Here is a 24,841-nt window from a genome sequence, read left to right as displayed (position 1 = left end):
CCAAGCCGAGCCGAGCCAGCCGCCGCTCCACCCGCCTTGCCACCGGGCCTCGTGAGCCGCACTTTCGAATCCCCAATCCCCAATCCCCAATCCCGAATCTCAGCCCTCAATCGGCAACGCCAGCGTCTCCTTGACCTCTTCCATCACGATGTAGCTCTTGGATTCACGCACATGCGGCAAGGTGAGCAGGGTGCTGCCCAGCAACTTGCGATAGGACGCCATTTCGCTGATGCGGGCCTTGAGCAGGTAATCGAAATCGCCGGACACCAGATGGCACTCCAGCACGTTGGGCAGCTTCAACGCGGCGCGGCGAAACTCTTCGAAGATGTCGCCGGATTTGTAGGCCAGACTGATTTCCACGAACACCAGCAGGCTGGCCTTGAGATAGTGCGGGTCCAGCCGCGCGTAGTAGCCGGTGATGGCGCCGTCGCGCTCCAGCCGGCGCACGCGCTCGGTGCACGGCGTGGTCGACAGGCCGACCCGTTCGCCCAGTTCGGTAAATGAAATCCGCCCTTCCTGCTGCAGGATGCGCAGGATCTTGCGGTCGATCTTGTCCAGCTCGCGCGCGCGGGTGGCCATGGGGTTTGTCTCCACAAGCTTTGACAGGAAGTTTCACTGCAAAGGCGAGTCGATTCCAGAAATCGCACTGCCTGGATCGCAATATACTGCGTCTAACTGTCTCCCCCGGCGCGTGCTTGTGGGGGAATACCCTTTCAGGAGAGCGACATGCGGGTGCTCATTCTCGGTAGCGGCGTCATCGGCACCACCACCGCGTGGTATCTGGCCCAGGCGGGCTGCGAGGTCACCGTGGTCGACCGCCAGCCGGCGTCTGCGCTGGAAACCAGCTATGCCAACGCCGGCCAGCTCTCGTTCGGCTACACCTCCCCGTGGGCCGCGCCGGGTGTGCCGGGCAAGGCGATGAAGTGGTTGTTCGAGCAGCATGCGCCGCTGTCGATCCGCCCCACCCGCGACCTGCGCCAGCTGACGTGGCTGAGCCAGATGCTGCGCAATTGCACCGCCGAGCGCTACGCGGTGAACAAGGCGCGGATGGTGCGCATGTCCGACTACAGCCGCGACTGCTTGAACGCGCTGCGGGCCAGCACCGGCATCGAATTCGAAGGCCGCCAGCTCGGCACCACCCAGTTGTTCCGTACCCAGCAGCAACTGGACGCCGCCGCACAGGACATCGAGATCCTGGCCCAATACGGGGTGCCGTACGAGCTGCTGAGCCCGGCGCAGATCGCGCAGTTCGAGCCCGGCCTGGCCGGCGGTGGTGCGCAGATGGCCGGCGCGCTGCGCCTGCCCGAAGACCAGACCGGCGACTGCCGCCTGTTCACCCAACGCCTGGCCGAGCTGGCTGCGCAGGCGGGGGTGGAGTTCCGTTATGGGCAGCAGATCGAGCGCCTGGAACACAGCGGCGGCCGCGTCACCGGCGTGCAGATCGATGGCCGTCTCGACACCGCCGACCGCTACGTGCTGGCGCTGGGCAGTTATTCGGCCGACCTGCTGCTCTCGCTCGGCCTGCATCTGCCGGTCTACCCGCTCAAGGGCTATTCGCTGACGATCCCGATCGTCGATGCCGCGCGCGCGCCGACCTCCACGGTGCTGGACGAAAGCTACAAGATCGCGCTGACCCGCTTCGACGACCGTATCCGCGTCGGCGGCATGGCCGAGGTGGCCGGTTTCGACCTGTCGTTGAACCCGCGCCGTCGCGCCACCCTGGAAATGGTGGTCAACGACCTGTATCCCGGCGGCGGCGATCTGGCCCGGGCCGAGTTCTGGACCGGCCTGCGCCCGGCCACGCCAGACGGCACCCCGGTGGTGGGCGCCACCCCGTACGCCAACCTGTTCCTCAATACCGGCCATGGCACGCTGGGTTGGACCATGGCCTGCGGCTCCGGCCGTTACCTGGCCGACCTGATGCAGGGCCGCACGCCCGAGATCGATACCGAGGGCCTGGACGTATTCCGCTACCTGTCCACGCGCAGCCAGCGCCCGCAGCGGGAGGCCGCGTAGTGCGTCCTGCGCAAGCGTCGATCGATCTGGATGCATTGCGTCACAACTACCGCCTGGCCAAGCAGCTGGGCGGCGGCAAGGCGCTGGCGGTAGTCAAGGCCGATGCCTACGGGCACGGCGCTGTGCGCTGCGCGCAGGCGCTGGAGCCGGAGGCCGACGGCTTTGCGGTGGCGTGCATCGAAGAAGCGTTGGAACTGCGCCAGGCCGGCATCCGCGCGCCGATCCTGCTGCTGGAAGGTTTTTTCGAGCAGGACGAGCTGCGCCTGATCGCCGAGCATGATCTGTGGACGGTGGTAGCCACGCCGCAACAGGTACGCGCTCTGGCCGAGTTTCAAAGCCCGCGCCCGTTGCGTATCTGGCTGAAGCTGGACAGCGGCATGCACCGGCTGGGGCTGTCGCCGGAGGATTTTCGCGCCGCCTGGTTGCGTCTGCGCGGGCTGCCGCAGATCGCCTCGCTGGTGTTGATGACGCATCTGGCGCGCGCCGACGAGCTGGAATGCAGCCGTACCGACGAGCAGGCGGTGGCGTTCGCGCTCACCGCTGGCGGCATGCGTGCGGAAACCAGCATTCGCAATTCGCCCGGCCTGCTGGGCTGGCCGGCGCTGCGCAACGATTGGTCGCGCCCGGGCCTGATGCTGTACGGCGCGAACCCGTTCCCGCAGGACACCGAAATCACCGCGCAACTGCGCCCGGTGATGACGCTGCGCTCGTGCATCATCTCGGTGCGCGACCTGCCGGCTGGCGAGCCGGTGGGCTATGGCGCGCGCTTCGTGGCCGAGCGGCCGACGCGCGTGGGCGTGGTGGCGATGGGCTATGCCGACGGGTACCCGCAGTTCGCGCCCAACGGCACCCCGGTGCTGGTGGATGGCCAGGTGTGCCCGCTGATCGGGCGCGTGTCGATGGACATGCTCACCGTGGACCTCACCGATCACCCGCAGGCCGACATCGGTGCCAGCGTCCAGCTCTGGGGCGATGCGCCACGCGTCAGCCCGCTGGCGACGCAGTGCAACGTCAGCGCGTATCAGTTGCTATGCGGACTCAAACGCGTGCCCCGGGTATATGTGGACGAGGCTGCAGCAGTGTGAACGACACGAGTGCTTCGCCCCTCACCCCAACCCTTTCCCGAGAGGAGAGGAGATGAGAGGAGATGAGGGGGGCTTCAAGCAGCAGCTCGACCGCTTGCCCTTCTCCCGCCGGGCCGGAGAAGGTGGCGCGCAGCGCCGGATGAGGGGACGGGCGAAGCCTCGTGCAGGCTGGGCGATACGAGTGCTTCGCTCTCCCGCGGGGAGAGGGGCCTGAGCAGCAGCTCGACTGCTTGCCCTTCTCCCGCCGGGCGGGAGAAGGTGGCGCGCAGCGCCGGATGAGGGAACGGGCGAAGCCTCCTGCAGGCCGTGCGATACGAGTGCTTCGCTCGTCCCCTCACCCCAACCCCTCTCCCGCGGGGAGAGGGGCCTGAGCGGCAGCTCGACTGCTTATCCTTCTCCCGCCGGGCGGGAGAAAGTGGCGCGCAGCGCCGGATGAGGGGACGGGCGAAGCCTCGTGCAGGCTGGGCGATACGCGCGCTTCGCTCGTCCCCTCACCTCAACCCCTCTACCGAAGTAAGAGGGGCTCGAAGCGTCAGCTCACAATCCAGCCGTACTGCGATCGCCGCGGAACTGCTTGCGTACCCAGTCGTCGACCATCGCTTTCTCGAAGCGCAGCGGGTCGCTGTCGGTCAGGCGCGGGCCGCTCATCAAAAACGCCGAGTCCACCAGCTTGCGTTCGCCCTGGTCGATCACCTGGCCGTTGGCACCGGTCAGCGTATAGGTAAAGCTCAGGCGCGGCGGGTAGATGTCCTTTACAACACGCACGTCCTGCATGCGCGGCCCGTGCCAGGGCTCGTACTGGCCGGCGCGGCGGATGTCGGTGATGGTCACGCTCAGGTGCTGGCCGTCGGGGAGCTTGCGGGCGGCACTCTGCTGGAAATGGGTCGCCAGCTGGGTTACCCAATCGCCGCGCTGCGCTTCCCAGCGGTTGCCGCTGAAGCGCACTTCGGAGAAGTCGGCCGGGTCGGTCCAGCGCACGTCCACCTTGCCATCGCTGCTCAGCGCACGTGGCGCCTGCGGGTCGGTGACGTTGCGTACGCGGGCCTGCACACCGGTCGCCGCGAGCAGTCCTGCCAGCAACAGGCCGGCGCCGGAAACACTGGAAAGGTTCATGGAAAGCCTCCAAGCGGAAGGTACGTTGCGTACCAGGTGTCAATGCAGTGTGGGGCTGCACCAGGCCGCCCGCAACGCACGCTGCGCGCGGGGGCGTCTTGCGTTGCCGCCCGGTTAATCCGCACCGCAGCGACCATGACGGCGAGTTCACTGCGCCTGCGCCCGCGCTTCACGGCATAGGCCGGAAGATCGCTCGCATGGACACCCACTCTTTTCGCACAAAGTCAGTTTCTTCGGCGCCGGCGCATATGCCGGCGGACGTGCGCCTGCAGTTCATCGACTGGGCAAAACAGCACGGCCACAACCCCGCCACCGGGGCCGCCGCCTTCGTCGCCCTGCAAAGCGAGGTGGACCTGGACCTGGCCACGCGCGCCTTGCACATGGAACCCGGTACCGACCCGCGCGATGCGTTGCGCGAGCACTTGGCCGGGCTGGCACGTCAGGTCGATGTGGCAGTGCAGTTTCCGCCGGTGTACGCCTACACCGCCGCGACGGGTCTGACCTATCGCTACTCGCTGATGCTGGTGATCGCCGAGGACTGTGTCGAGTGGACCGCGCGGATCTGGCAGGACCTGGATTACCAGGGAATGCTCACCGGCCGTGGGCAAGGGCCGCGTGCCAATTACACCCAGCTGGCGCGCATGGCGCTGGAAAACGAGCTAGATCAGGAGCGCCCGCGTTATGTCCAGGCATGAATTGGAACTGGAACTGCCGCTCGGGGCGCAGGTGGCAACGGGCGACGACGGCTTCAGCCAGCGCTGCCGTGGTGAGTGCGCAGAACTGGGGCTGTCGCGGGTGAGGCTGCTGTTGCTGGATGCCGACTACGCACGCTCCACCGCCTGGCGCGAGGAAGCGCAACGCTGGATGGACGAGCAGCTGCGCCGCGAAGGCGAATGGGTATTTCGCGGGGTGATCGCCGGCATCGTGGTGCTGGCGACCTGCATCGCCCTGGCCGCGGCCACGCTGTGGTGAGCCCGCGACACGGTGGCGGAATGGCGCCCTGCAATGGCGGCGTGAACCAGGCCGGCCCCCTGTGCACCCGCTGACGACATCGGCCGTGGTTTCATCTGCCCGTCATCCGCTCCGGCAGCATCCGTGGTTTCCGATTTGAGCACCTCCAGTTCCAGCCCTGATCTGGCCGCCGCCTTGCCGGCCGTCATCGCCGAGCCGTTTCTCGATCCGGCGATGTATCACGAGATCTTCCACAACATCGATGCCGGTTTCTGCGTCATCGACATGGTGTTCGAGGGCGAGCAGGCGGTCGATTACGTGATCCGCACGACCAACGGCGCGTTCGAGCGCTATACCGGTCTGTCCGATGCGCTCAATGTGTCCATTCGCGACATGCTCCCCGAGCATGAGCAGGAATGGTTCGACCGTTACGGCCAGGTCGCCCGCACCGGCAACCGCATTCACTTCGAAATGCAGGCCAAAGCGCTGCGCCGCTGGTATTCGGTGGACGCGTTCCGGGTCGGTCAACCGGAGCAGGCGCGGGTCGCGGTGCTGTTCATGGACATTACCGAGCGCAAACGCGTGGAGCGCGAGCTGGCCGAAAGCGAGGCGCGTTTTTCCGCGCTGGCGGACGGCCTGCCGATGCCGGTGTGGGTACTAGACGCGCAGGGCGTGGTGCGCTTCGTCAATAGTGCGTACGGCGAATTCTTCGGCCTGGATATTTCCAGCGGCACCGTGTCGGCATGGAGCGAATTGCTGCACCCGGACGATCTGCCCGTCTTCCAGTTCGAGCTCTCCGCTGCGCTGGAAGAACAGCGCGGCTTGCGCGCGCTGGTACGTGCGCGCCGCCACGACGGGCAGTGGCGCTGGATCGAAATGACCGCCACACCGCGCTACTCGGCCGATGGGCGCTTCATCGGCCTGGCCGGCAGCAGCCCGGACGTGACCGAGCAGCGCGAAATCGAACTGGCCCGCGAGCAACTGCTGGAATCGGAGCGCAGTGCGCGTAACGAAGCCGAAAGCATGGCGCGGCTGAAGGACGAGTTCCTGGCCACGCTGTCGCATGAGTTGCGCACGCCGCTGACCACCATCCTGGGCTGGAGCGAGTTGCTGTTGCAGCGGGTCGAAGAAGGACATCCCAATTACAAGGGCCTGTCGGTGATTGCCAGCAGCGCACGCGCGCAGAAGCGGCTGATCTCGGACATGCTCGACCTCAGCAGCATGTTGCTGGGCAAGGTGCAGCTGGAAGTCGAATCGCTGGACCTGGCCGAGCAGGTGCGCGAGGCGCTGAGCACGCAGGAACTTGCCGCCGACGGCAAAGATCAGGTCATGGAACTGCATGTGCCGCCGACACCGTGTCTGGTGCTGGGCGATGCCACCCGCTTGCAGCAGGTGTTGTGGAATCTGCTCTCCAACGCCATCAAATTCACCCCGGCGCACGGCCGCATCGATGTCACCATCGAACGCGACGACGGGCACCTGCTGGTCTCTGTGCGTGATTCCGGCGACGGCATCGCGGCCGAGTTCCTGCCGCACCTGTTCGGCCGCTTCCGTCAGGCCGATGGCACCACCACCCGCCAGCACGGCGGCCTGGGGCTGGGTCTGGCGATCGTGCAGCAGCTGGTGGAAATGCACGGTGGGCAGGTCGGCGCCACCAGTGGCGGGCGTGGCAAGGGCGCCACCTTTACGGTGCGTCTGCCCGAGCATATTCCCGATCAGGCCAAGCGCCCGCGCCGCGAGTTGCGTCGGCGCCTGATGTCCGAACAGATCGTCGAAGCGCGTGCGCTCAACGGCCTGCGCCTGCTGGCGGTGGAAGATCAACCGGACATGCTCGATTACCTGCGTCGCCTGCTTGAAGAGCAGGGTGCCGAAGTGGTCACTGCCGGCAGCGCCACCGATGCATTGGCATTGATCGATCACCGCGGCCACGCACGCTTCGACGTGATGCTGACCGACATCGGCATGCCTGGCATGGACGGCTACGGATTGATCCGCACCGTGCGCGATAACCTGGGCCTGGATGCCCATGCATTGCCGGCGGTCGCGGTGACGGCACTGGCCCGCGACGACGATCGCAAGCGCGCGCTGGACTCCGGGTTTCAGGAACACTTGGCCAAGCCGTATAGCGTGGCGCAGCTGGTCACCGCGGTCCGTGCGGCGCGCGAAGCGGTGGAGTAATGACGGCGCGGCGGCAACGTCGCGAGCAGCTGAATGTGTCGCCACAGGCACCGGTCGCTCGGTTTGGGAGTGGACTGCGTGAGATCGCCGCCCATGCATGCGCGGTGCACACGTCAGGCAAAAACAGGTGCAGCGTTTGCTGCATCGTTCACGCACGATGGCCTAGCGTGATGCGCTCCGCTCTGGGAGACATCGCGATGTCCAAATACGCCCCGCACGTGTATTCCGAACACGTGCAAATCGCCACGCTCGAACATTGGGTCTCATTGCTCAACGGACAGGAGCGTGTGCGGATCGAGCTCGACGACGGCAGCATGCTCAGCGGCACCGTCGCAGTGCGCCCGACCATCCAGACCTATCTCGATGACAACGACAACGAAGGCGTCAACGGGCAGTTGCGGCTGGATCAGCTCGATGCCTCGCAGGAGCCGCACTGGATCTGGATGGATCGCATCGTGGCCGTGCACCCGCTGCCACTGGGCGAAGATCCAGAGGTCATGCCGTGACGCGGGCGTGTTGACGATGTATTTACTTCTTCCTGGGCGGTTGCCGGCATGATGGCCGACTGTCGCAACTGTTCAGGATTGGCTCGCAATGCATGCACCCCTGCTCCCGCTCATTCGCTGGCCGCTGTCGCTGCTGGCGGTTGCCGTTCTCGCCGGATGCGGCGACACCGCCACGCTGGCCATCGAACAGGGGACCGGGCCTGACCCGCAATTGCCCGAGCCGGTCAAACGCCTGATCCCCACGGTGAAGGTAGCCCCGGTCAAGCGCTGGGCCGCCAACGCCAAACCCATGGCCGCCGACGATCTGCAGGTCAATGCCTTTGCGCGCGATCTCGATCACCCGCGTTGGGTGTACGTGCTGCCCAATGGCGATGTGCTGGTGGCCGAAACCGCCGAACCGCCCAAGCCTGAGGATGCCGAAAGCGGCGGTGGTCTGCGCAAGAAAGTGCAGGGCGCAGTGATGAAGAAAGCTGGCGCCGTGGTGCCCAGCGCCAACCGCATCACCTTGCTGCGCGATGCCGATGGCGACGGCGTGGCGGAGGTGCGCACGCAGTTCATCAGCGGGCTGTTCTCGCCGTTCGGCATGGCGCTGGTCGGTGACCGCTTCTACGTGGCCAATGCCGACGCGCTGGTGAGCTTTCCGTACAAGCCGGGCGACACGCACATCAGCGCCAAGCCCACGTTCGTGGCCAATCTGCCTGGCGGGCTCAACCACCATTGGACCAAATCGCTGCTAGCCAACGCCGATGGCAGCAAGCTCTACGTGGGCGTCGGGTCCAACAGCAATGTGGCCGAAAACGGCATGGAGGCCGAGCTTAACCGCGCGGCGATCCTGGAGATCGATCCGGCCACCGGCAGCAGCCGCGTGTTCGCCAGCGGGCTGCGCAATCCGGTGGGCACCGCGTGGGAACCGCAGAGCAAATCGCTGTGGGTGGTGGTCAACGAACGCGACGAAATCGGCAGCGATCTGGTCCCGGACTACCTGACCTCGGTGCGCGATGGCGGCTTCTACGGCTGGCCATACAGCTACTACGGTCAGCACGTGGATGAGCGGGTCGAACCGCAAAATGCCGAATTGGTGGCCAAGGCGATCAAACCGGACTACGCGCTGGGCCCGCATACCGCTTCGCTTGGCCTGACCTTCGCCAGCGGCAGTTTGCTGCCGGAGCGTTTTCGCCAGGGTGCTTTTATCGGCCAGCACGGCTCGTGGAATCGCGACCCGCCGAGTGGTTACAAGGTGCTGTTCGTGCCGTTTGTCGATGGCAAGCCCAGCGGGACGCCGATCACCGTGCTGGATGGATTTCTGGACGCCGAAGGCAACGCGCAAGGACGCCCGGTGGGCGTTGCACCCGACAACAGCGGTGCCTTGCTAGTGGCCGATGACGTGGGCAACGTGATCTGGCGTGTGACGCCGAAGGCGCGGTAAGCGAGGGCGTTCGCAGGCTTTATTCCTTCTCCCGCCGGGAGAAGGTGCCCGCAGGGGCGGATGAGGGTACGCGCGAAGCTTCATGGACGTGCAGTGCAGTGTGGCTGCGCCCAGTACCCTCACCCCAACCCCTCTCCCGAGGGGAGAGGGGCTTTTGTCCCTTCTCCCCTCGGGAGAAGGTGCCCGGAGGGCGGATGAGGGTACGCGCGCAGCCTCGTGGACATGCTGCATAGCGTGGCTTCGCCCCGTACCCTCATCCCAACCCCTCTCCCGAGGGGAGAGGGGCTTTATTCCTTCTCCCGGCGGGAGAAGGTGCCCGCAGGGCGGATGAGGGTACGCGCACAGCCTCGTAGACTTGCTGCGTACTGGGCTTCGCCCCGCACTCCTATTCCAAAACCTTTCCTGCGAAGGGAAGGGGCTTTGGTCTATCGCCGATGTCCTGGGAGGCGCCCAAGCTGCGGACGCGCCAATTCGATCTATGCAGCCGTGTTTGGCGACCAGGAGACATTGGTGGTCGCAACAAGGGCTGCCAGAAAAACCGGGCATTTGCCCGGTTATTGGTGGACATGCGGCGCGGGCACCATAGCGATGTAGCGTAGATGCCGTGGCATGAAACGTGGGCACCACATCGTCAATGGAAGCAGGACAGCCAACGCATCCATGCCTTTCTAGCCAAGCTCTTATGCGCGTATCGACGAGCAGCCGCTAGCCAGATTTCAACAAGATGCGGCTAGCCGAACCGTTATCTGATACCGCACGTATCTGATACCAGTACGCTCCGCACGCAGTTCACTCATCTGCACAAAGAACCATGCTCAGCGTGGTGCCTCTGGCGATGCACTGAAACGGCGTGCGTAGCCGCGCTCTTCGGTGATGCGGATGACGTCGGCGTCGGCCATTTCTGGCGCGCCGTAGACCGCGTAGGCCACGCTGCCATCGTCGCGCTCACCGACCTGATGCAGGCGGTAACGGGGGCGGCCGGCGCCGGTGTTTTCGGGGTAATGCATGGGTGGCGGCGTGTCGTCCAGGTCCATTTCGCTGTTGTCGACGACTCCACCTACGAACAGGGCTCGCATCGCGTATCTCCGGTGTGGGCTTGGCTTCCAGCCTAGGCCGGCAGATGTTGCGTGCGCATCAACGGTCCGTATAAACAGCGCAAGGCAATCCGTTCGCAGGTCACGCAATGGACGACCCGCGTCAGCGCATGGCAAGCACGGATCGCGTGGCGAGCACGGGCGGCAGGCGGGGCTCCCTTACAATGGCGGCCTGTTCCCGACCTGATGATCCGATGGCTGGCCCGCACGATGCCCCGCTTCAAGCCCTGTTCCTGCCCTTCGCCCAAGGCGCGCTGCCGTGGCCGACAGGCCCTGTGCTGTTTCTGCGTGCGCGCGACGGCTTTCCGCTGCGCGAGCACGCGTCCGCCGATGCGCTGACCTGCGAGCAGAGTTTCCGCCCGTTTGCGCAGGCGCTGGAGGGCAGTGGCTGGAGCGTGCGCGAAGAGAGCGAGATCGAGGCCGACAGCACCCGCTACGCGCTGGTGCTGGTGCTGCCACCGCGGCAGCGCGAAGAAGCGCGCGCGTTGTTTGCGCGCGCGCTGGCGCTGACCGCGCCCGGTGGCCGGGTGGTGGCGTGCCAGTCCAACAACGAGGGCGCGCGTTCGGGCGAGGCCGATCTGCGCCAGCTCGCCGGTCTGGCCGGCAGCCTGACCAAGCACCATTGCCGCACCTATTGGACCGCGCCGCTGCCCGCCGACACCGATGCCGCGCTGCAGGCGCGCTGGGCGGCGCTGGATGCGCCGCGCAAGATTCTGGATGGACGCTTCGTCAGTCGACCGGGTGTGTTCGCCTGGGATCGCATCGATCCTGCGTCGGCGTTGCTGGTCGAGCACCTGCCCGCCACCCTGGCCGGGCACGGTGCCGACCTGGGTGCGGGGTTCGGGTATCTCTCGGCCGAAGTACTGGCCCGCTGCGCCAAGGTCACTGCGCTGGATCTGTACGAAGCCGAAGCGCGTGCGCTCGCGCTGGCGCGACGCAATCTGCAGGACATCGCGCATCCGGCGCAGCTGCAGTACCTCTGGCAGGACGTCACCGCCGGGCTGGCGGCGCAGTACGACTTCATCGTCAGCAACCCGCCATTCCACACGCCCTCGCGCGCCGATCGCCCGGATATTGGCCAGCGTTTCATCGCCGTGGCCGCGCAGGCATTGCGCCCGGGCGGGCAGCTGCTGCTGGTGGCCAACCGGCATCTGCCTTACGAGCAGGTGCTCAACGAAAGCTTCGGCCAGGTACGCGTCGCCGCCGAGCGCGGCGGCTTCAAGTTGATCGCTGCCGTGCGCGGCAAGGCGGCACGCGCATGAAGCTGGTCAAACACATCGCCAATCTCGGCTATGGCAGCCGCAAGCAGGTGACTCAGCTGTTTCGCCAGGGCGCCGTGACCGATGTGCAGGGCGAGGTGCTGTATGCCGACGATCAGGTGGAGCACGACGCCATCCGTATCGACGGCGAGCCGTTGGACCCGCCGCCGGGTTTTAGCCTGTTGCTGCACAAGCCCAGCGGTTACACCTGCTCGACCAAGGACACCGGCCGGTTGATCTACGAGCTACTGCCCCTGCGTTTTCGCTCGCGTGCGCCAGTATTGGCGCCGGTGGGGCGGCTGGATCGCGAGACCAGCGGCATGCTGCTGATGACCGACGATGGCGCGTTGCTGCACCGGATCATTTCGCCCAAATCCGCACTGGACAAGGTCTACGAGGTCAGCCTGGCCGAAGACCTACGCGGCGATGAAGCGGCGCTGTTTGCCAGCGGCGAGCTGCTGCTGGAAGGCGAAACCAAGCCATTGCTTCCCGCCGAGCTTGAGGTGCTTGGCGCGCGCCAGGCACGCCTGACCTTGCACGAGGGCCGCTATCACCAGGTGCGCCGCATGTTCGCCGCCGCCGGCAATCACGTGGCGGCATTGCATCGCAGCCGCATCGGCGGCTTGTCGCTGGACGCGCTGCCATCGGGCCAATGGCGTGCCTTGGAGGCAAGCGATCTGGAGGTGCTGTTCGGGCGCGGAGCGACTGCATGACGGCGGCCACGCCGCTGCCGTTTCGCCCGCAGGCGGTGATCTTCGATATGGATGGTTTGATGCTCGATAGCGAGCGCGCCATCACTGCCTGTCTGGCGCAGGCGGCCGATGCGCAAGGGCTGACAATCGAACCGACGTTCTGGTTGCAGATGGTCGGTACCGGCGATGTGGCCTGCCGCCGTCTGCTTGGCGAACGCGTCGGCGACGCCGCTGCCGAACGCATGCTGGCGCGCGCCCAACTGCTCTACGACGCCGTCGCGGAACGCGGCATCCCGCATCGGCCCGGCATCATTGCGCTGCTGGAGTATCTGGCTGCGCTCGGCATGCCACGTGCGGTGGCGACCTCCACGCAGCGTCCGCTTGCGTTGCGCAAGCTCAAAGCGGCCGATCTGCTGTGGCGCTTCGATGCGGTGTGCACCGCCAGCGATGTGCAGCATCCCAAGCCGGCGCCGGATATCTACCTGCTGGCAGCGCAGTCGCTGGGCGTGGAGCCTGCACACTGCCTGGTGCTGGAAGACTCGCCGACCGGCGTGCGCGCTGCATTGGCGGCGGGCATGACCCCGATCCAGATCCCGGACCTGCTCGAACCCGATGCGGACGTGCGCGCGTTGGGCCATCGCATCGTGCCCTCGCTGGGCGATGCGCAGCGCCTGCTGGAAGCGCGACTGTCGGGTTGATCAGCGGGTGTGGATGAGCGTCCGAAAAAGTCTCCGAAAAAGCGTCTGGAACGCAGCGCCCAAATGACGGGCGCTGCAGCACGCGCTGGCGATCAGTCCACCACGTGCGCGCGATGCGTGCGCAACCATCAAAGCCCCTCTTCCGTCGGGGCGAGAAGGCACGTTTTGCGCGCCACTGGCGCGCGTGCCTAGGAGCGCACGCGTTGCAAACGCGGGCTGGGGCGCGGAGCGGGGGTTGGGGTGAGGGTGCGAGCAAATCGACCCACACCACACCACGCATGGACAACGCCCAAAGCGCAGCTGCGGATGCACGACGCGCGCGCCGATCTCCTAGCTTCCGCCTCACCGATCCCAACGTCGATGTCGTGCATGACGAACACCACAGACCGGCAAGCACGCGTGTCCCCGCGTCGCAGCAGCGCGCTGCAAAGCACATCACTCAAATCGCATCAGAGCAGCACGCCGTCACACGTACTGCATCTTGCGCGACATGCCGCCATCGACGATGAAGTCCTGCCCGGTGACAAACCCGGATAGTTGCGGCGACAGCAGGTACACCGCCAGCTGCACGATGTCTTCCGGCGTGCCCACACGTCCGGCCGGATGCTGCGCATGGTCGCGTCGCGACAGTTTGGGCGCACGACGACGCTGCGGTGCACGCCAGGCATCGGTGCTGATCCACCCCGGACTGATGCTGTTGACGCGCACCTGCGGGCCTTCGCTCAGTGCCAATGCGTGGGTCAACGCGACCAGGCCACCTTTGGCCGCCGCATAGGCTTCGCTATGCGGCTCCGACTGCCAGGCGCGGGTGGAGGCGATGTTGACGATCGCACCACCGCCATCTGCCTGCGTCAGTGCGGGCAAGGCATGTTTGCTGCATAAAAACGCGCCATGCAGGCTTGCCAGGCGCCGGTTCCAGTCATCCCATTCCAGCTGCGGCAATGGCGCAACGTGCGGGTCCGGTACGCCGGCGTTATTGACCAGACCATCGAGTCGGCCGAAGCGCTTGCGCGCCGTGGCGATCAGGCGTGCGGCCTGCGTCTCGCGCGCCGCATCGCAACGCACGAATGCACTGCGTTGCGGCAGCGCCCAATCCTGCAGACAGGCCTTTCCGGCAGCGGCGTCCAGATCGCCGATCACCACGCTGCCGCCGGCACCGAGCACGGCCTGCGCAATGCCGCGTCCAATCCCTTGCGCGCCACCGGTGATCACCACCACGCGGTCCTGCAGCGGCGACGGGTTCCATGCGGAAACAGCGGGAATCAGGGCCATGGCGTGCGCGCATAACGAAAGGGTGCGGCACTGTAGCGCGCGGCATGTCAGTGCTGCAGCAACACCGGCGACGCCTACGGCAGCGACGCGACCGCGCTTTTCAGGTGCATTTCAACGGATTGCCACCGTCGCACGGTGCCGGCGTTCGGCCCCTGCTGCACGCATTGGCGCGCGGCAGGGCGCAGGCTCAGTGTTGGGCGCCGTTCAACACGCGTTCCCAGCCCGCGCGGCCCAGCCGTTCCAGCGTCTGGATATTGCGTTCGACAATCACGTCCGGATCCGGGTACGCCGCCACCGCACGCTCCACGCTGTCTTCGCGCAGCAGGTGCAAGGTCGGGAAGGGCGAGCGGTTGGTGAAGTTGGCCACATCGTCCAGCGCGGCGCCTGCAAATTGATAGTCGGGGTGGAAGCTGGCCACCTGCAGGATGCCTTGCAGGTCCAGCGCTTCCACCGCCGCGTCGGCATTGTCGAGGAAGTCGTTGTAATCCAGGAAGTCGGTGAGCACGTCCGGATGCACGATCAGGGTGGTGTCGATCTGCTCGGCCGGCGTGTCGCGCAACAGGACCAGTTCTTCGGCCAATTGTTCCAGCAGCGCCTCGGGCGTACTAGCATCGCTGAGCACCAGCCGCACCTGTTCCTTGACGTACACCGCCTTGGCGAACGGACACAGGTTCAGCCCGATCACCGCGCGTTCGATCCACGTGCGGGTAGCGGTCAACGGATCGGGCGTGGCAGGCGTGGTGGTCATCGTGGCGGCAGCGTGATGGCGCGTCAGTGTATGCGATCGCTGCCGAAGCGGCCGCCCGGGCCGATTCACCAGCGATCACGCAACAGACGCAACCGATGCTGCCCGGCGCCATGCTGCCGCGCACGCGCAATCAGCGTGTGTCGCTGTCGTCGCTGCGCGGCGCCTCGCCAACGTGCGCACCGACATGCGAGCGCAAGAACTCCACCGATACCTGGGCGACGTACTCGGCCAGCGGCGTCTTGTGCGGCGACCCGATGGCATGCGCGCCGCTGTCGAAGGCGATCGCCTGCTTGAGCGGGGCAGCCGTGCCCAGCGCTTCGAACATGGCCAGCATCGCCGGCACCGAGGCAATCTGATCTTCGTCGCCATTGGGCGCGCGGTAATAGCCCAGCAGCACCGGGCAGCGCACCTGTGGCCACGGCGGCGCGGCGGCGAGTGCGTCGAACAGGTCGCGCAAGCTACGAAAGCCGTCCGGGTGGATGGTGTCCGACCAATACGCCAGTTCCTCAGCGCTGCGCGGGTACGGGTCGGCAATCGGCGCATCGGCGTCGCAAAGCCGATCGAGCAAGCCCGCATTGACCGGCTGGATGCCGGGCGACCATGCCACTACCGTCGCAACCTGCTCGGGATGCTGCGCCGCAAGCCAGAGCGCCAAGGTGCCGCCCATTGATGAGCCGACAATCGCCACACGCTCGCCCATCCGCCGCGCCTGCGTCAGCGCCTCCAGCGCAGAGCGTTGCAGCGCCGCCGTCGTCAGCCCCTGCATCGCATCGGCTGCACTGTCTCCGTGGCCGGGCCAGCGGTGCACGTAGCCGTTGGCGCCCAGCGCATCGGCCATCTGTTCGGGCAGCGCGCCAGCCTCGCCCGGGCTTGCAGAAAACCCATGCAGGAACAGCATCGCCACGGCGGTGCGTGTCTGGGCAGCGCTGCGCCAATGCATGCGCGCCGCATTGCCGGGCTTCAACTCAGTGCTGTCGTTGGTGTGCATGGTGGGCCAGCAGTGCGAGCAGTTCATGGGCATTGATCGGCTTGGATAGATAACCTGCCACGCCGGCGACTGCCGCTTCGCGTATCGAATCTGCGCGCGTATCGGCGGTCAATACGATGATTGGCGGCAGCGCAGCAATCGCATCGCGGGCCTGGCCCAATGCATCCCAGCCGGAGGTGCCGGGCATGTGCAGATCGAGAAACACCAGATCCGGCGCGGCCTGGGCAATGCGCTGTACCGCATCGGTGCCATCGACATGGAAGCTCACCCGATGCCCGGCGCGCGTCAGCAGATTGCCGATCACCAGGCGATTGGTGTCCATGTCCTCGAAGACCAGGCAATGCAGCGGTGGTACGGTCTGCGCGTGGTGCGCCAGCGCATCGCGCAGGCCGAGCGTGCGGTTGCTGTCGGCCGCGGCTACGGGCAGCTCGAAGATCCAGCGGAAGATGCTGCCACCGGCGGGGTTGTCGCTCACCGTCAGGCTGCCGTGCATCGCATCGGACACCGACAAGGCGATATACAACCCCAGTCCGACGCCGCCCTCGGCACGGCTGAATCCGGTGCTGAGCTGGGTGAACGGCGTAAAGATGTAGGCCTTCTTGTCGTCGGGCACACCGATGCCGGTGTCGGTGATCGTCGCGGCGATCGACCAGCGCTGCTGTAGCTGCGTGGCTTCGATCAGCAATTCGACCGCACCACCGGCCGGGGTGAACTTGATCGCATTGATGACCAGGTTGCTGATGACCTGCTCGATGCGGCCCTCGTCGCCCAGCACATGAGGCGTCTCCGGTGCCTCCATGCGCACGCTCAGCGACACGCCCTTGGTGGATGCGGCGGTCGCGCAGACCGCTTTGACGGTGGTCAGCACGTCCAGCATGCTCAGTGGCTTGCTCTGCAGCTGCAGCCGCCCACCGTCGATGCTGGCCACGTCCAGCACTTCATTGACGCGGTGGCGCAGCGCGGTCGCATTGACCGTCACCGCCTGCATCAGGTCGCGCTGTTCGGCTGGCATGCCGTCGGTATCGATCAGCTGCGCGCAATTGATGACCGCATTCAACGGCGTGCGCAGCTCATGGTTCATGGTGCTGATGAAGCGGCTTTGCGCATCGCGCGAGGCCAGCGCCTGCAGCGCCACTTCCTGCATCGCAAGCACGATGCGCGCCACCAGCAGCGGCAATACCATGCTGAGCGCCACCGCATACACAAAATACGCCGGCCGCGACAGCCAGTAGCCGCTGGGTGCGGTCAACAGCATCAGCACGAAGGTGCTGAGCAGCACCGGGAAGGTGGCGCGTTGCCCATAGCGCGCCACCGCAGCGATGGTGATGAACGGCAGAAACGCGTTCAACGACATCAACAGGATGAAGGCCAGTGTGGTCTGGATGCCGATGAACAACAGGCTCATCGCAAAGCCCATCGCATCCAGCCACTCACCCGGCGGGATGATCCGGCGGCGCACCAGCACCATCCACGCCACCGAGACGACCCACACGGTCACTGCGGTGGGGAAGACGTTGTGCGCATCCTTGACCAGCACCGGCTGTGGGCCGTACAGCCAGCCCAGGCACCACAGGGTCACCATGGTCTGCACGATCACGCGGCCGACGCAGGCGCGGTATTCCAGAAACGACTCGAACAACCGCACGAGTCTGTCGTTGCGCAACTGCCTGGCCGCCAGAATCAGGCCGGTCGCTGCGTGGTTGGGAGTGCTACGCATGAGGGTCCGCGTCGTCGATGGGAAGGGTGCGCCGGTAGCGCTTGACCAGTAGACCTGCAGCAGTGGCCACGGCGGTGAAGCGGTGCGCAAGCGTGTCGCTCAACGCGTCGCGCTCCACCTCGCCGCGCAGCTGATCGCAGGCCTTGAGCAACTGCTGGGAGCCGGTCAGCGAGATGGTGTTCTTCAACGAATGGATCTGTTCCAGCGCCTGCGCCTGGCTGGTGTCGGCAGCGCCAAGCGTGCAGCGCGTAATGGCGTGTTCGATCTCCACCGCAAAGGCGTCGGCAAAGGCCGCTGCAGCCACCGGATCGAAGCCGGCGATGGTGTGCAGCGTCGAGCCGCTTTCGATCTGCGGTTGCGCGTGGATCTTGGTCGCCTGCACACCGCCTGCGGCAGACGCGTTTGCCTGCCGGACGTGCAGGCGATGCAACAAGCGGGTGAGCAGCGAGCGCATCGGGGCCGCTAGCCCTGCAGCCCGTTGCGGCGATGGTGATCCATGCAGGGATGCCGCAGGCCTCGGTTGCCCCACTGCGCAGCACCTGCAGATGTCTGCAGGTGCGCGTCGGTCACCGCACTCACCGGCATCGCTCAACCACGCTCAGTCGCGAAAGTTGTCGAACTGCAGCGGCTGCTCGAAATCGGCCTTTCTCAGCAGCGCCATCGCGTCCTGCAAGTCGTCGCGCTTCTTGCCGGTGACGCGCAGCTTGTCGCCGTTGATCTGCGCTTCGACCTTGAGCTTGGCTTCCTTGAGCTTGGCCACCAGCTGCTTGGCCTGCTTCTGCTCGAGGCCCTGCTTGACGGTGACCTTCTGCCGCGCGCCGGCCAGATTGGTTTCCACATCGCCAAAGTCCAGGCAGCGCACATCGATGCTGCGCGCCAACAGCCGCGCCCGCAGGATGTCGGTCATCTGCTTGAGCTGGAAGTCGCTGGGGGCGGACTGGTTGATCACCTTGCCGTCTTCCAGTTCGAACTTGGCTTCCACGCCCTTGAAGTCGAAACGCGTGTCCAGTTCACGGTTGGCCTGGTCTATCGCATTGGTCAGTTCGTGCTTGTCGACTTCGGACACCACGTCGAAGGAAGGCATGCAAAGCTCCTGTTGGCTGAAAACAGCCGCCATTCTAGGCCATCGTGCCGCGATGGCCGTCATCGACGCATGGCGGTCGGCGCGCTGCGACGGCGATAATGCGCCCATGCCCAGCACCCGTTCTCCGCTCCCCGCCATCGCCTGGATGGTCGCCGCCGTGGCCTGCTTCTCGCTGATGGATGCGGCGATGAAGCTGCTGGCTGCGCAGTACCCGCCGTTGCAGGTGACGCTGTTGCGCGGTGCCGCGTCGCTGCCGTTCGTGCTGGTGTGGGTGTTCGCCACTGCCGGGCCGCGTGCCATCGTGCCGGTGCGCTGGGGCCTGCATCTGCTGCGCGGGGCCTTGGGCATGGTGATGATCGGCTGTTTCGTCTACGGCCTGAAGCGCATGCCGCTGTCCACCGCCTACACCATCTACTTTGTGGCGCCGTTGCTGGTGGCCGCCTTGTCGGTGCCGCTGCTGGGCGAGCATGTGGGGCCGCGGCGCTGGACGGCGATCGGTATCGGCCTGGTTGGGGTCATCGTGGTGCTGCGCCCGGGCGTGGGCGGCTTGGTCTCGCTGCCTGGCTTAATGGTGCTGCTGGCGGCCACTGCCTACGCCATCGCCGCGGTCACGGTGAGCCTGCTGACCCGCACCGATACGCCGCAGGCTATGGTGGTGTGGTTTTTGCTGTTCATGGCGATCGGCGCCGGGGTGCTGGCCATCCCCGACTGGGTGGCGCTGCGGGCCAGCCACGGCTGGCTGATCGCCGGCATGGGCCTGGCCGGCGCGCTGGGGCAGATTGCGCTGACCCAGGCGTTCCTGCGCGGCGAGGCCTCGATGATCGCGCCGCTGGAATACACCGGCTTGGTCTGGGTGATCGGCTGGGACTGGCTGCTGTGGCAGACCTTGCCCGACGGCTGGACCTGGACCGGCGCCGGCATCATCGTCGCCAGCGGGCTGTATCTGCTGCGCCGGGAGCGGATTCGCCAGACCGATCGCCCGTTGCCGCTTGAACGGCCGTGAGTGGGGATTAGGGATTCGGGATTCGCAAGGGCAAGAGCGCTGCGCTGTTACGCCTCCCCAATCCCGAACCATAGAACCGAATGGAATGACGGCCGTAAACATTGACTGGTAGGCTTCACGACCCCCCAATCGGCCACCCGCGGTGATCCAGTTTCAGGGCCTGCACAAGTCTTACTCCGTCGACGGTCGCCAGATCGTGGCGTTGCACCCGCTCGATCTGCGGATCGGCCCCGGCGAGGTGTTCGGCATCATCGGCCATTCCGGTGCCGGAAAATCCACGCTGATCCGGCTGATCAACCGGCTGGAAGAGCCTAGCGGTGGGCGATTGCTGATCGGCGAGGAAGACGTCACCGCGCTGGATAGCCAGGGCCTGCGCGGCTTGCGCCGGCGCATCGGCATGATCTTCCAGCACTTCAACCTGCTGTCCTCGCGCACCGTGGCCGGCAATGTCGCCTTTCCGCTGGAACTGGCCGGCACTGCGCGCGCCGAGATCGATGCGCGGGTGGCCGAGCTGCTGGCGCGGGTCGGTCTGCAGGAGCACGCCAACAAGTATCCGGCGCAGCTGTCCGGCGGCCAGAAGCAGCGCGTGGGCATTGCGCGTGCGCTGGCCACCCGCCCGCAGATCCTGCTGTGCGACGAGGCCACCAGCGCGCTGGACCCGCAGACCACCGCCTCGGTGCTGCAACTGCTGGCGCAGATCAACCGCGAGCTGGGCCTGACCATCGTGCTGATCACCCACGAGATGGACGTGATCCGCCGCGTCTGCGACCGCGTGGCAGTGCTGGACGCCGGCAAACTGGTGGAAACCGGCCCGGTCACCGAAGTCTTCCTGCATCCCAAACATGCCACTACGCGGCGCTTCGTGTCCGAAGCCGAGCACGTGGACGAGGCCGAGCTGCACCGCGATTTCGCCGCCGTCGGCGGACGTGTGGTGCGGCTGACCTTCCTGGGTAACGGCACCTATGAACCGGTGCTGGGCCGCATCGCCCGCGAGACCGGGGTGGACTACAACATCCTGTCCGGGCGCGTGGACCGCATCAAGGACACGCCGTATGGCCAGCTCATCGTCGCCCTGACCGGTGGCGACCAGAATGCAGCGCGCGCCGGCTTCGTCGCCGCCGGCGTGCACGTAGAGGACCTGCGCGTATGAACCTGCTGCCGATCGCCGCCGCTGGCGGCTTTTTCCGCAATCTCGATGCCGCCAAGTGGGGCGACATCGGGCAGGCGACCCTGGACACCTTGCTGATGCTGGCCGGCGCGCTGCCGCTGACCTTGCTGATCGGCCTGCCGCTGGGGGTTGCGCTGTTCCTGTGCGGCGCCCCGCAGCTGCGCCGTCGCCCGGTGCTGTACGGCGCGCTGGCTCTGGTGATCAACCTGCTGCGCTCGGTGCCCTTCATCATCCTGATGATTGCGATGATTCCGCTCACCCTGGCGTTGATGGGCACCTCGCTCGGCGTGCGCGGCGCGATCCTGCCGCTGGTGGTGGGCGCCGCGCCGTTCTATGCGCGCCTGGTGGAGACCGCATTACGCGAGGTGGACCGCGGCATTATCGAAGCCAGCCAGGCGATGGGCGCCACCACCCGCCAGCTGGTGCTGTGGGTGCTGTTGCCCGAAGCGCGCCCCGGCCTGATCGCAGGCGCCACTGTCACCACCATCGCGTTGATCGGCTTCACCGCCATGGGCGGGGCGATCGGTTCCGGCGGCCTGGGCGATGTGGCCTACCGCGAGGGCTATATGCGCTCGCATGCGGACGTCGCGTTGATCACCGTCATCGCCTTGCTGGTGCTGGTGCAGCTGCTGCAGATGCTGGGCGACCGTTTGGTGGCCCGCTACAGCCGCCGCTGAGCCAGTCGCGTCGCCGCACGCTGCCTCGGTGGATGCGACGCTGCATGCCGCTGCGGCGTCTATCGCTGCTGCGGGCTGCAGGCGGATGCGCTGGCATCGCCCCGGTGTTTGTCTTGCAGGCACAGCCCGTGCGGGCCGCCGCATCGCCGCTGCACCTGCGGTCTGCTAGGTTTAACGCCTGCGGCCCGTCCGCATTCCTCCTCCCACGGACCCTTTCATGAGCACATTTGCGTTTCGTTCCCTTCTTGCTGCGGCCACGCTGGCATTGGCGTCCTGCGGCGGTGGTGGCGGCAGCGGTGGCGACACCCTCACCGTGGCCGCCACCGCCGTGCCGCACGCCGAAATCCTGGAAGTGGTCGAACCGCTGCTGGCCAAGCAAGGCGTGAAGCTGGACGTGCGCGTGTTCAACGACTACGTACAGCCCAACGACCAGGTTGTGCAGAAGCAGATCGACGTCAATTATTTCCAGACCGAGCCCTATCTGGACGCCTACAACCGCGACCGCAAAAGCCAGCTGGTGACCGTGGTCGGCGTGCATATCGAGCCCTTCGGTGCGTATTCGCGCCGCTTCAAGGCGCTGGCCGATCTGCCGAGCGGCGCCGACGTGGTGATCCCCAACGACCCGAGCAACAACAGCCGCGCGCTGATCCTGCTCGACAAGGCCGGGGTGATCAAACTCAAGGACCCGAGCAACGCGCTGTCTACCCAGCGCGACATCGTCGACAACCCCAAGCAGCTGAAATTCCGCGAGCTCGACTCGGCGATGTTGCCGCGTGTGCTGGATCAGGTCGATCTGGCCCTGATCAACACCAACTACGCGCTCGATGCAGGGCTCAACCCCACCCGCGACGCGCTGGCGATCGAAAGCAAGGAGTCGCCGTACGTGAACTTCCTGGTGGCACGTGCAGACAACAAGGACGACCCGCGCGTGCAGAAACTGGCCAAGGCATTGACCAGCCCGGAAGTGAAGGCCTTTATCGAACAGAAGTACAAGGGCGCGGTCCTGCCGGCGTTCTAAGAGCGGCGATCAAACCTACTGCGCTCACCGCCAGGCTGGTGTGGTCGATGCTTGGCATCGGCATGCACCCCGCGGACATGCTGTTTGCTGCGCGCCGTCCACGTTTACCGGACGACCGCTCGTTACGTGTTGCCAACCACCCTTCGCCGCCAACGAGCATGTGATGCCACTTCTCCTCGCCATACCGCTGGCCGTGATCATCGCCCTGGCGGTGTTCGCGGTGCTGTTGCCGTTGTCGCTGGTGCAGCGCTTTCGTGTCGGTACCGCGCGGCGGCAGGCACGCGGCTGGCTGTTGATGATCAATCTGGTCTCGGCCGGCCTTTCCACCGTGTTGTTCGTGATCTTCGTGTTGATCGCCGCCGCGTTCTGGCCCGGCGCGATCAGCCATGCCACCTTCGGCTGGGCCTGCGGGCTGGCGCTGGGGCTGCTGGCACTGCGTCTGACCCGCTTCGAGCGCACCCAGCAGGGGCTGTTCTACCGGCCCAATCTGTGGCTGGTGCTGGCCTTGACCGCGCTGGTGGCGGCACGCGTGATCGCCGGCATGGTGCAGGGGTGGCGCAGCACCTGGCAGGGTGCTGCCTGGCCCTCGGAAGGGTGGCTCAGTCACGCCAGCCTGTTGGGCGCGGCCGGCGTATTGCTCGGCTATGCGCTCGCCTATGCCACCTTGCTGTGGTGGCGCTGGCGCAGCGCGCACCTGCGCGGCAGCGTCTACTGGCGGTGATCCTTAAATTGAAGCCTTACCAACTCACAATCCCGAAATAACTGGCGTTTCTACAAACCTCGACTTTCAAGAAGTGCTCAGATTGTGTCTCACTAGGTACCATTTATCCGGTCAGGATGAGTAGTATTAAGGTGTAACCATTGTTACTGCCAGCCCTCTCGGTGCTAGCAGTAACAATTTCAAGTATGCCTAATTAATTAAATGCTTCCGCAGCTTTGAGCATCTGCGCGTCTGCTGGTGCTATGCGGATGGCACTTAGGCAATCTGGAGAGGTTTCCGGGAACGAGAACTCCATCTTCTCATGGTTTTTAACGACGGCCAAAGTTAATGTTTCTGAATTACTCTGTCCTCTCGGAATATTTGAAATCAGATAATTCGGGTAGCGGCTTTTAAAGTCCTGGCGAGAGACGCAGGAACCTTCCAGGCTGAGTAGGACTGATTCAATATTTTTTTTATCGGCTGATATTGATATGGAAGAGTTCTCGGCAGTCAGATGGTCGCCTATTTTTAATATTCCTCCGCTAACTTTATACGTCCCTTCGTTTTTCAGATTCGGCGTCGAAATTCTGGCTCCAGGCCATGAATTAATAAATTCAGAGGGTGATTTTTTGAGATTTCTCGAAATTTCTTCGGCTAGTTCAAACGTACGAGCAGCATCCGCTGCTGTCGCTGCTGTCATTTTAGTTGCATATAATGAAGGTGCAATCAGGGCAGCAAGTAGCATTATTGTAAGGCGGGAATATGATGGTCTGTTAAGGAAGTTTGTCATACTGCTCTCCATAATATACGTTATAGTTCTGTCCTGTGGTTGAGGTTACGTTGTTCGCGCAGAAGGATTTTCCAACGTTTGATGCGACATTAGGTCCTCCAGCAGAGTAAGCCCCGAAAAGCTGGTCGGGATTTGATGCTGCAAGTTTAATGTCTATGCTATTTTGAGTGGAACTCCATATTTCATTCCTTGCAACTATGTTATTTGTTACGGCAAGTCCTTCCATCTTACATGCTTCATCTATATATGCTTGCCGAGTCGTTTTGGTGAACGAATAATTGAATTTCACATGACCAAATTCATGGGCTAGGGCTGAGACTGTAAAATACATGCCCGGCATATCTTGACTCGCGCAGCTATAATTTCGGATATATACAACTTTATTGGGCATGTCCGTATAGCTGGCCGAGCCGTAAGCGATCTTGAAAGTGGTGCTGCTGTTTATTTGTCCGGTAAGTGTCGTTGATTGGGAAGTTATAAAGTCAATGCAGGTTCCAAGTCCTGTGGTAGGGACGGTTGTCTGAGCCTGAGCTCCAAAGGAAACGAGTGCAAGAAGAAATATCGCTGCTGCATGGCATCTTATGCTCATGGTATCTCCATATTTAATTGAAGAAGTCGCGCTGATTTCTACGCGATCTATCCCCCCCGCAACGAAATC

The 24,841-nt window shown here is 64.9% G+C and carries 26 protein-coding genes; 15 read left to right on the top strand and 11 right to left on the bottom strand.

Translation table 11 applies throughout. From position 1 onward, the window contains the following. Positions 1 to 99: 99 nt before the first annotated feature. Positions 100 to 579 (bottom strand): Lrp/AsnC ligand binding domain-containing protein, encoded by a 480-nt coding sequence (locus ACZZ0O_RS02265; RefSeq protein WP_005992148.1) that lies wholly within the window; start codon positions 577 to 579, stop codon positions 100 to 102. A gap of 147 nt (positions 580 to 726) precedes the next feature. Between ACZZ0O_RS02265 and ACZZ0O_RS02260 the strand changes: the two genes are divergently transcribed. Beyond that, positions 727 to 2,016 carry a D-amino acid dehydrogenase gene (locus ACZZ0O_RS02260; RefSeq protein WP_055847919.1) on the top strand — a complete coding sequence of 430 codons (1,290 nt, stop codon included), beginning with the start codon at positions 727 to 729 and terminating at the stop codon, positions 2,014 to 2,016. Beyond that, the gene (gene alr, locus ACZZ0O_RS02255) at positions 2,016 to 3,101 is read left to right on the top strand and encodes an alanine racemase (RefSeq protein ID WP_463592098.1); all 1,086 of its coding nucleotides are present in this window, start codon (positions 2,016 to 2,018) and stop codon (positions 3,099 to 3,101) included. Before ACZZ0O_RS02260 ends, alr begins: the two co-directional genes overlap by 1 nt. 537 nt (positions 3,102 to 3,638) lie before the next feature. On the opposite strand, the gene ACZZ0O_RS02250 is transcribed toward alr, so the two are convergent. After that, positions 3,639 to 4,214: a DUF3016 domain-containing protein gene (locus ACZZ0O_RS02250; RefSeq protein ID WP_463592097.1), complete on the bottom strand. Its 576-nt coding sequence runs from the start codon at positions 4,212 to 4,214 to the stop codon at positions 3,639 to 3,641. Between the two features lie 248 nt (positions 4,215 to 4,462). Between ACZZ0O_RS02250 and ACZZ0O_RS02245 the strand changes: the two genes are divergently transcribed. The 5 genes from ACZZ0O_RS02245 (at position 4,463) to ACZZ0O_RS02225 (ending at position 9,275) form a co-directional block, all read left to right on the top strand. After that, complete coding sequence (locus ACZZ0O_RS02245; RefSeq protein ID WP_161961691.1) at positions 4,463 to 4,909, top strand: hypothetical protein; 447 nt, start codon at positions 4,463 to 4,465, stop codon at positions 4,907 to 4,909. After that, positions 4,896 to 5,186, top strand: a complete 291-nt coding sequence (locus tag ACZZ0O_RS02240; RefSeq protein ID WP_055847930.1) for a hypothetical protein — start codon at positions 4,896 to 4,898, stop codon at positions 5,184 to 5,186. Before ACZZ0O_RS02245 ends, ACZZ0O_RS02240 begins: the two co-directional genes overlap by 14 nt. Before the next feature lie 123 nt (positions 5,187 to 5,309). Further along, positions 5,310 to 7,343 (top strand): PAS domain-containing hybrid sensor histidine kinase/response regulator, encoded by a 2,034-nt coding sequence (locus ACZZ0O_RS02235; protein WP_055847933.1) that lies wholly within the window; start codon positions 5,310 to 5,312, stop codon positions 7,341 to 7,343. A gap of 197 nt (positions 7,344 to 7,540) precedes the next feature. Beyond that, on the top strand, positions 7,541 to 7,849 hold the full coding sequence (locus tag ACZZ0O_RS02230) for a DUF3247 family protein (protein WP_463592096.1): 309 nt from the start codon (positions 7,541 to 7,543) through the stop codon (positions 7,847 to 7,849). 88 nt (positions 7,850 to 7,937) lie between these two features. Continuing rightward, positions 7,938 to 9,275 (top strand): PQQ-dependent sugar dehydrogenase, encoded by a 1,338-nt coding sequence (locus tag ACZZ0O_RS02225; RefSeq protein ID WP_115513967.1) that lies wholly within the window; start codon positions 7,938 to 7,940, stop codon positions 9,273 to 9,275. Positions 9,276 to 10,090: 815 nt separating this feature from the next. Here the strand turns inward: ACZZ0O_RS02225 and ACZZ0O_RS02220 are convergent. Beyond that, positions 10,091 to 10,351 carry a hypothetical protein gene (locus ACZZ0O_RS02220; RefSeq protein ID WP_115513966.1) on the bottom strand — a complete coding sequence of 87 codons (261 nt, stop codon included), beginning with the start codon at positions 10,349 to 10,351 and terminating at the stop codon, positions 10,091 to 10,093. A 212-nt stretch (positions 10,352 to 10,563) separates the two neighbouring features. Here ACZZ0O_RS02220 and ACZZ0O_RS02215 point away from each other — a divergent pair, with 212 nt between their 5' ends. From ACZZ0O_RS02215 to ACZZ0O_RS02205, 3 genes are read left to right on the top strand one after another with little or no spacing between them, the layout of a single operon-like run. Then, positions 10,564 to 11,631 (top strand): class I SAM-dependent methyltransferase, encoded by a 1,068-nt coding sequence (locus tag ACZZ0O_RS02215; RefSeq protein ID WP_055847941.1) that lies wholly within the window; start codon positions 10,564 to 10,566, stop codon positions 11,629 to 11,631. Next, positions 11,628 to 12,341, top strand: coding sequence for a pseudouridine synthase (locus ACZZ0O_RS02210; RefSeq protein WP_323516718.1), 714 nt, complete (start codon positions 11,628 to 11,630; stop codon positions 12,339 to 12,341). Before ACZZ0O_RS02215 ends, ACZZ0O_RS02210 begins: the two co-directional genes overlap by 4 nt. Continuing rightward, a complete protein-coding gene (locus ACZZ0O_RS02205) occupies positions 12,338 to 13,018 on the top strand; it encodes an HAD family hydrolase (protein WP_463592095.1) in 681 nt (226 codons plus the stop codon). Before ACZZ0O_RS02210 ends, ACZZ0O_RS02205 begins: the two co-directional genes overlap by 4 nt. A 465-nt stretch (positions 13,019 to 13,483) precedes the next feature. Here ACZZ0O_RS02205 and ACZZ0O_RS02200 read toward each other — a convergent pair whose 3' ends face one another. The 6 genes from ACZZ0O_RS02200 to ACZZ0O_RS02175 all read right to left on the bottom strand — a co-directional run bounded on the left by ACZZ0O_RS02200 (position 13,484) and on the right by ACZZ0O_RS02175 (position 18,827). Next, positions 13,484 to 14,290: an SDR family oxidoreductase gene (locus ACZZ0O_RS02200; RefSeq protein WP_463592094.1), complete on the bottom strand. Its 807-nt coding sequence runs from the start codon at positions 14,288 to 14,290 to the stop codon at positions 13,484 to 13,486. Between the two features lie 187 nt (positions 14,291 to 14,477). Continuing rightward, positions 14,478 to 15,038 carry a DUF1415 domain-containing protein gene (locus ACZZ0O_RS02195; protein ID WP_055847951.1) on the bottom strand — a complete coding sequence of 187 codons (561 nt, stop codon included), beginning with the start codon at positions 15,036 to 15,038 and terminating at the stop codon, positions 14,478 to 14,480. Between the two features lie 130 nt (positions 15,039 to 15,168). After that, positions 15,169 to 16,026, bottom strand: coding sequence for an alpha/beta hydrolase (locus tag ACZZ0O_RS02190; protein WP_463592093.1), 858 nt, complete (start codon positions 16,024 to 16,026; stop codon positions 15,169 to 15,171). Further along, positions 16,004 to 17,743, bottom strand: coding sequence for an ATP-binding response regulator (locus ACZZ0O_RS02185; RefSeq protein ID WP_463592092.1), 1,740 nt, complete (start codon positions 17,741 to 17,743; stop codon positions 16,004 to 16,006). Before ACZZ0O_RS02185 ends, ACZZ0O_RS02190 begins: the two co-directional genes overlap by 23 nt. Next, positions 17,736 to 18,197, bottom strand: coding sequence for a hypothetical protein (locus tag ACZZ0O_RS02180; protein ID WP_463592091.1), 462 nt, complete (start codon positions 18,195 to 18,197; stop codon positions 17,736 to 17,738). The genes ACZZ0O_RS02185 and ACZZ0O_RS02180 overlap by 8 nt, the downstream gene beginning before the upstream one ends. Positions 18,198 to 18,341: 144 nt before the next feature. Continuing rightward, positions 18,342 to 18,827: a YajQ family cyclic di-GMP-binding protein gene (locus ACZZ0O_RS02175; protein WP_055847960.1), complete on the bottom strand. Its 486-nt coding sequence runs from the start codon at positions 18,825 to 18,827 to the stop codon at positions 18,342 to 18,344. 106 nt (positions 18,828 to 18,933) lie between these two features. On the opposite strand from ACZZ0O_RS02175, the gene ACZZ0O_RS02170 reads away from it, so the two are divergent. The 5 genes from ACZZ0O_RS02170 to ACZZ0O_RS02150 all read left to right on the top strand — a co-directional run bounded on the left by ACZZ0O_RS02170 (position 18,934) and on the right by ACZZ0O_RS02150 (position 23,414). Further along, positions 18,934 to 19,830: a DMT family transporter gene (locus tag ACZZ0O_RS02170; RefSeq protein ID WP_463592090.1), complete on the top strand. Its 897-nt coding sequence runs from the start codon at positions 18,934 to 18,936 to the stop codon at positions 19,828 to 19,830. Positions 19,831 to 19,972: 142 nt separating this feature from the next. Beyond that, complete coding sequence (locus tag ACZZ0O_RS02165) at positions 19,973 to 20,980, top strand: methionine ABC transporter ATP-binding protein (RefSeq protein WP_055847963.1); 1,008 nt, start codon at positions 19,973 to 19,975, stop codon at positions 20,978 to 20,980. A 2-nt stretch (positions 20,981 to 20,982) separates the two neighbouring features. Further along, the gene (locus ACZZ0O_RS02160) at positions 20,983 to 21,675 is read left to right on the top strand and encodes a methionine ABC transporter permease (protein WP_193552510.1); all 693 of its coding nucleotides are present in this window, start codon (positions 20,983 to 20,985) and stop codon (positions 21,673 to 21,675) included. A 217-nt stretch (positions 21,676 to 21,892) separates the two neighbouring features. Then, positions 21,893 to 22,693 carry a MetQ/NlpA family ABC transporter substrate-binding protein gene (locus ACZZ0O_RS02155; protein ID WP_463592089.1) on the top strand — a complete coding sequence of 267 codons (801 nt, stop codon included), beginning with the start codon at positions 21,893 to 21,895 and terminating at the stop codon, positions 22,691 to 22,693. A gap of 163 nt (positions 22,694 to 22,856) precedes the next feature. After that, positions 22,857 to 23,414 carry a DUF1453 domain-containing protein gene (locus tag ACZZ0O_RS02150; protein WP_463592088.1) on the top strand — a complete coding sequence of 186 codons (558 nt, stop codon included), beginning with the start codon at positions 22,857 to 22,859 and terminating at the stop codon, positions 23,412 to 23,414. 193 nt (positions 23,415 to 23,607) lie between these two features. Here the strand turns inward: ACZZ0O_RS02150 and ACZZ0O_RS02145 are convergent, their stop codons facing one another. After that, a complete protein-coding gene (locus ACZZ0O_RS02145) occupies positions 23,608 to 24,183 on the bottom strand; it encodes a hypothetical protein (RefSeq protein ID WP_463592087.1) in 576 nt (191 codons plus the stop codon). Further along, on the bottom strand, positions 24,167 to 24,772 hold the full coding sequence (locus tag ACZZ0O_RS02140) for a hypothetical protein (protein WP_463592086.1): 606 nt from the start codon (positions 24,770 to 24,772) through the stop codon (positions 24,167 to 24,169). The genes ACZZ0O_RS02145 and ACZZ0O_RS02140 overlap by 17 nt, the downstream gene beginning before the upstream one ends. Between the last annotated feature and the right edge of the window lie 69 nt (positions 24,773 to 24,841).

This window comes from Xanthomonas sp. AC360 (assembly GCF_979258225.1).
This window is presented reverse-complemented; position numbering and strand designations above follow the sequence as displayed.

What these genes read in the sequence shown, in the direction of transcription:
- ACZZ0O_RS02220 (WP_115513966.1), bottom strand. Translation starts at nt 10,351, where the DNA reads ATGCGAGCCCTGTTCGTAGGTGGAGTCGTCGACAACAGCGAAATGGAC.
- ACZZ0O_RS02230 (WP_463592096.1), top strand. Translation starts at nt 7,541, where the DNA reads ATGTCCAAATACGCCCCGCACGTGTATTCCGAACACGTGCAAATCGCC.
- ACZZ0O_RS02265 (WP_005992148.1), bottom strand. Translation starts at nt 579, where the DNA reads ATGGCCACCCGCGCGCGCGAGCTGGACAAGATCGACCGCAAGATCCTG.
- ACZZ0O_RS02195 (WP_055847951.1), bottom strand. Translation starts at nt 15,038, where the DNA reads ATGACCACCACGCCTGCCACGCCCGATCCGTTGACCGCTACCCGCACG.
- ACZZ0O_RS02245 (WP_161961691.1), top strand. Translation starts at nt 4,463, where the DNA reads ATGCCGGCGGACGTGCGCCTGCAGTTCATCGACTGGGCAAAACAGCAC.
- ACZZ0O_RS02145 (WP_463592087.1), bottom strand. Translation starts at nt 24,183, where the DNA reads ATGACAAACTTCCTTAACAGACCATCATATTCCCGCCTTACAATAATG.
- ACZZ0O_RS02250 (WP_463592097.1), bottom strand. Translation starts at nt 4,214, where the DNA reads ATGAACCTTTCCAGTGTTTCCGGCGCCGGCCTGTTGCTGGCAGGACTG.
- ACZZ0O_RS02180 (WP_463592091.1), bottom strand. Translation starts at nt 18,197, where the DNA reads ATGCGCTCGCTGCTCACCCGCTTGTTGCATCGCCTGCACGTCCGGCAG.
- ACZZ0O_RS02170 (WP_463592090.1), top strand. Translation starts at nt 18,934, where the DNA reads ATGCCCAGCACCCGTTCTCCGCTCCCCGCCATCGCCTGGATGGTCGCC.
- ACZZ0O_RS02185 (WP_463592092.1), bottom strand. Translation starts at nt 17,743, where the DNA reads ATGCGTAGCACTCCCAACCACGCAGCGACCGGCCTGATTCTGGCGGCC.
- ACZZ0O_RS02140 (WP_463592086.1), bottom strand. Translation starts at nt 24,772, where the DNA reads ATGAGCATAAGATGCCATGCAGCAGCGATATTTCTTCTTGCACTCGTT.
- ACZZ0O_RS02150 (WP_463592088.1), top strand. Translation starts at nt 22,857, where the DNA reads ATGCCACTTCTCCTCGCCATACCGCTGGCCGTGATCATCGCCCTGGCG.
- ACZZ0O_RS02190 (WP_463592093.1), bottom strand. Translation starts at nt 16,026, where the DNA reads ATGCACACCAACGACAGCACTGAGTTGAAGCCCGGCAATGCGGCGCGC.
- ACZZ0O_RS02175 (WP_055847960.1), bottom strand. Translation starts at nt 18,827, where the DNA reads ATGCCTTCCTTCGACGTGGTGTCCGAAGTCGACAAGCACGAACTGACC.
- ACZZ0O_RS02155 (WP_463592089.1), top strand. Translation starts at nt 21,893, where the DNA reads ATGAGCACATTTGCGTTTCGTTCCCTTCTTGCTGCGGCCACGCTGGCA.
- ACZZ0O_RS02260 (WP_055847919.1), top strand. Translation starts at nt 727, where the DNA reads ATGCGGGTGCTCATTCTCGGTAGCGGCGTCATCGGCACCACCACCGCG.
- ACZZ0O_RS02210 (WP_323516718.1), top strand. Translation starts at nt 11,628, where the DNA reads ATGAAGCTGGTCAAACACATCGCCAATCTCGGCTATGGCAGCCGCAAG.
- ACZZ0O_RS02215 (WP_055847941.1), top strand. Translation starts at nt 10,564, where the DNA reads ATGGCTGGCCCGCACGATGCCCCGCTTCAAGCCCTGTTCCTGCCCTTC.
- ACZZ0O_RS02200 (WP_463592094.1), bottom strand. Translation starts at nt 14,290, where the DNA reads ATGGCCCTGATTCCCGCTGTTTCCGCATGGAACCCGTCGCCGCTGCAG.
- ACZZ0O_RS02225 (WP_115513967.1), top strand. Translation starts at nt 7,938, where the DNA reads ATGCATGCACCCCTGCTCCCGCTCATTCGCTGGCCGCTGTCGCTGCTG.
- ACZZ0O_RS02205 (WP_463592095.1), top strand. Translation starts at nt 12,338, where the DNA reads ATGACGGCGGCCACGCCGCTGCCGTTTCGCCCGCAGGCGGTGATCTTC.
- ACZZ0O_RS02240 (WP_055847930.1), top strand. Translation starts at nt 4,896, where the DNA reads ATGTCCAGGCATGAATTGGAACTGGAACTGCCGCTCGGGGCGCAGGTG.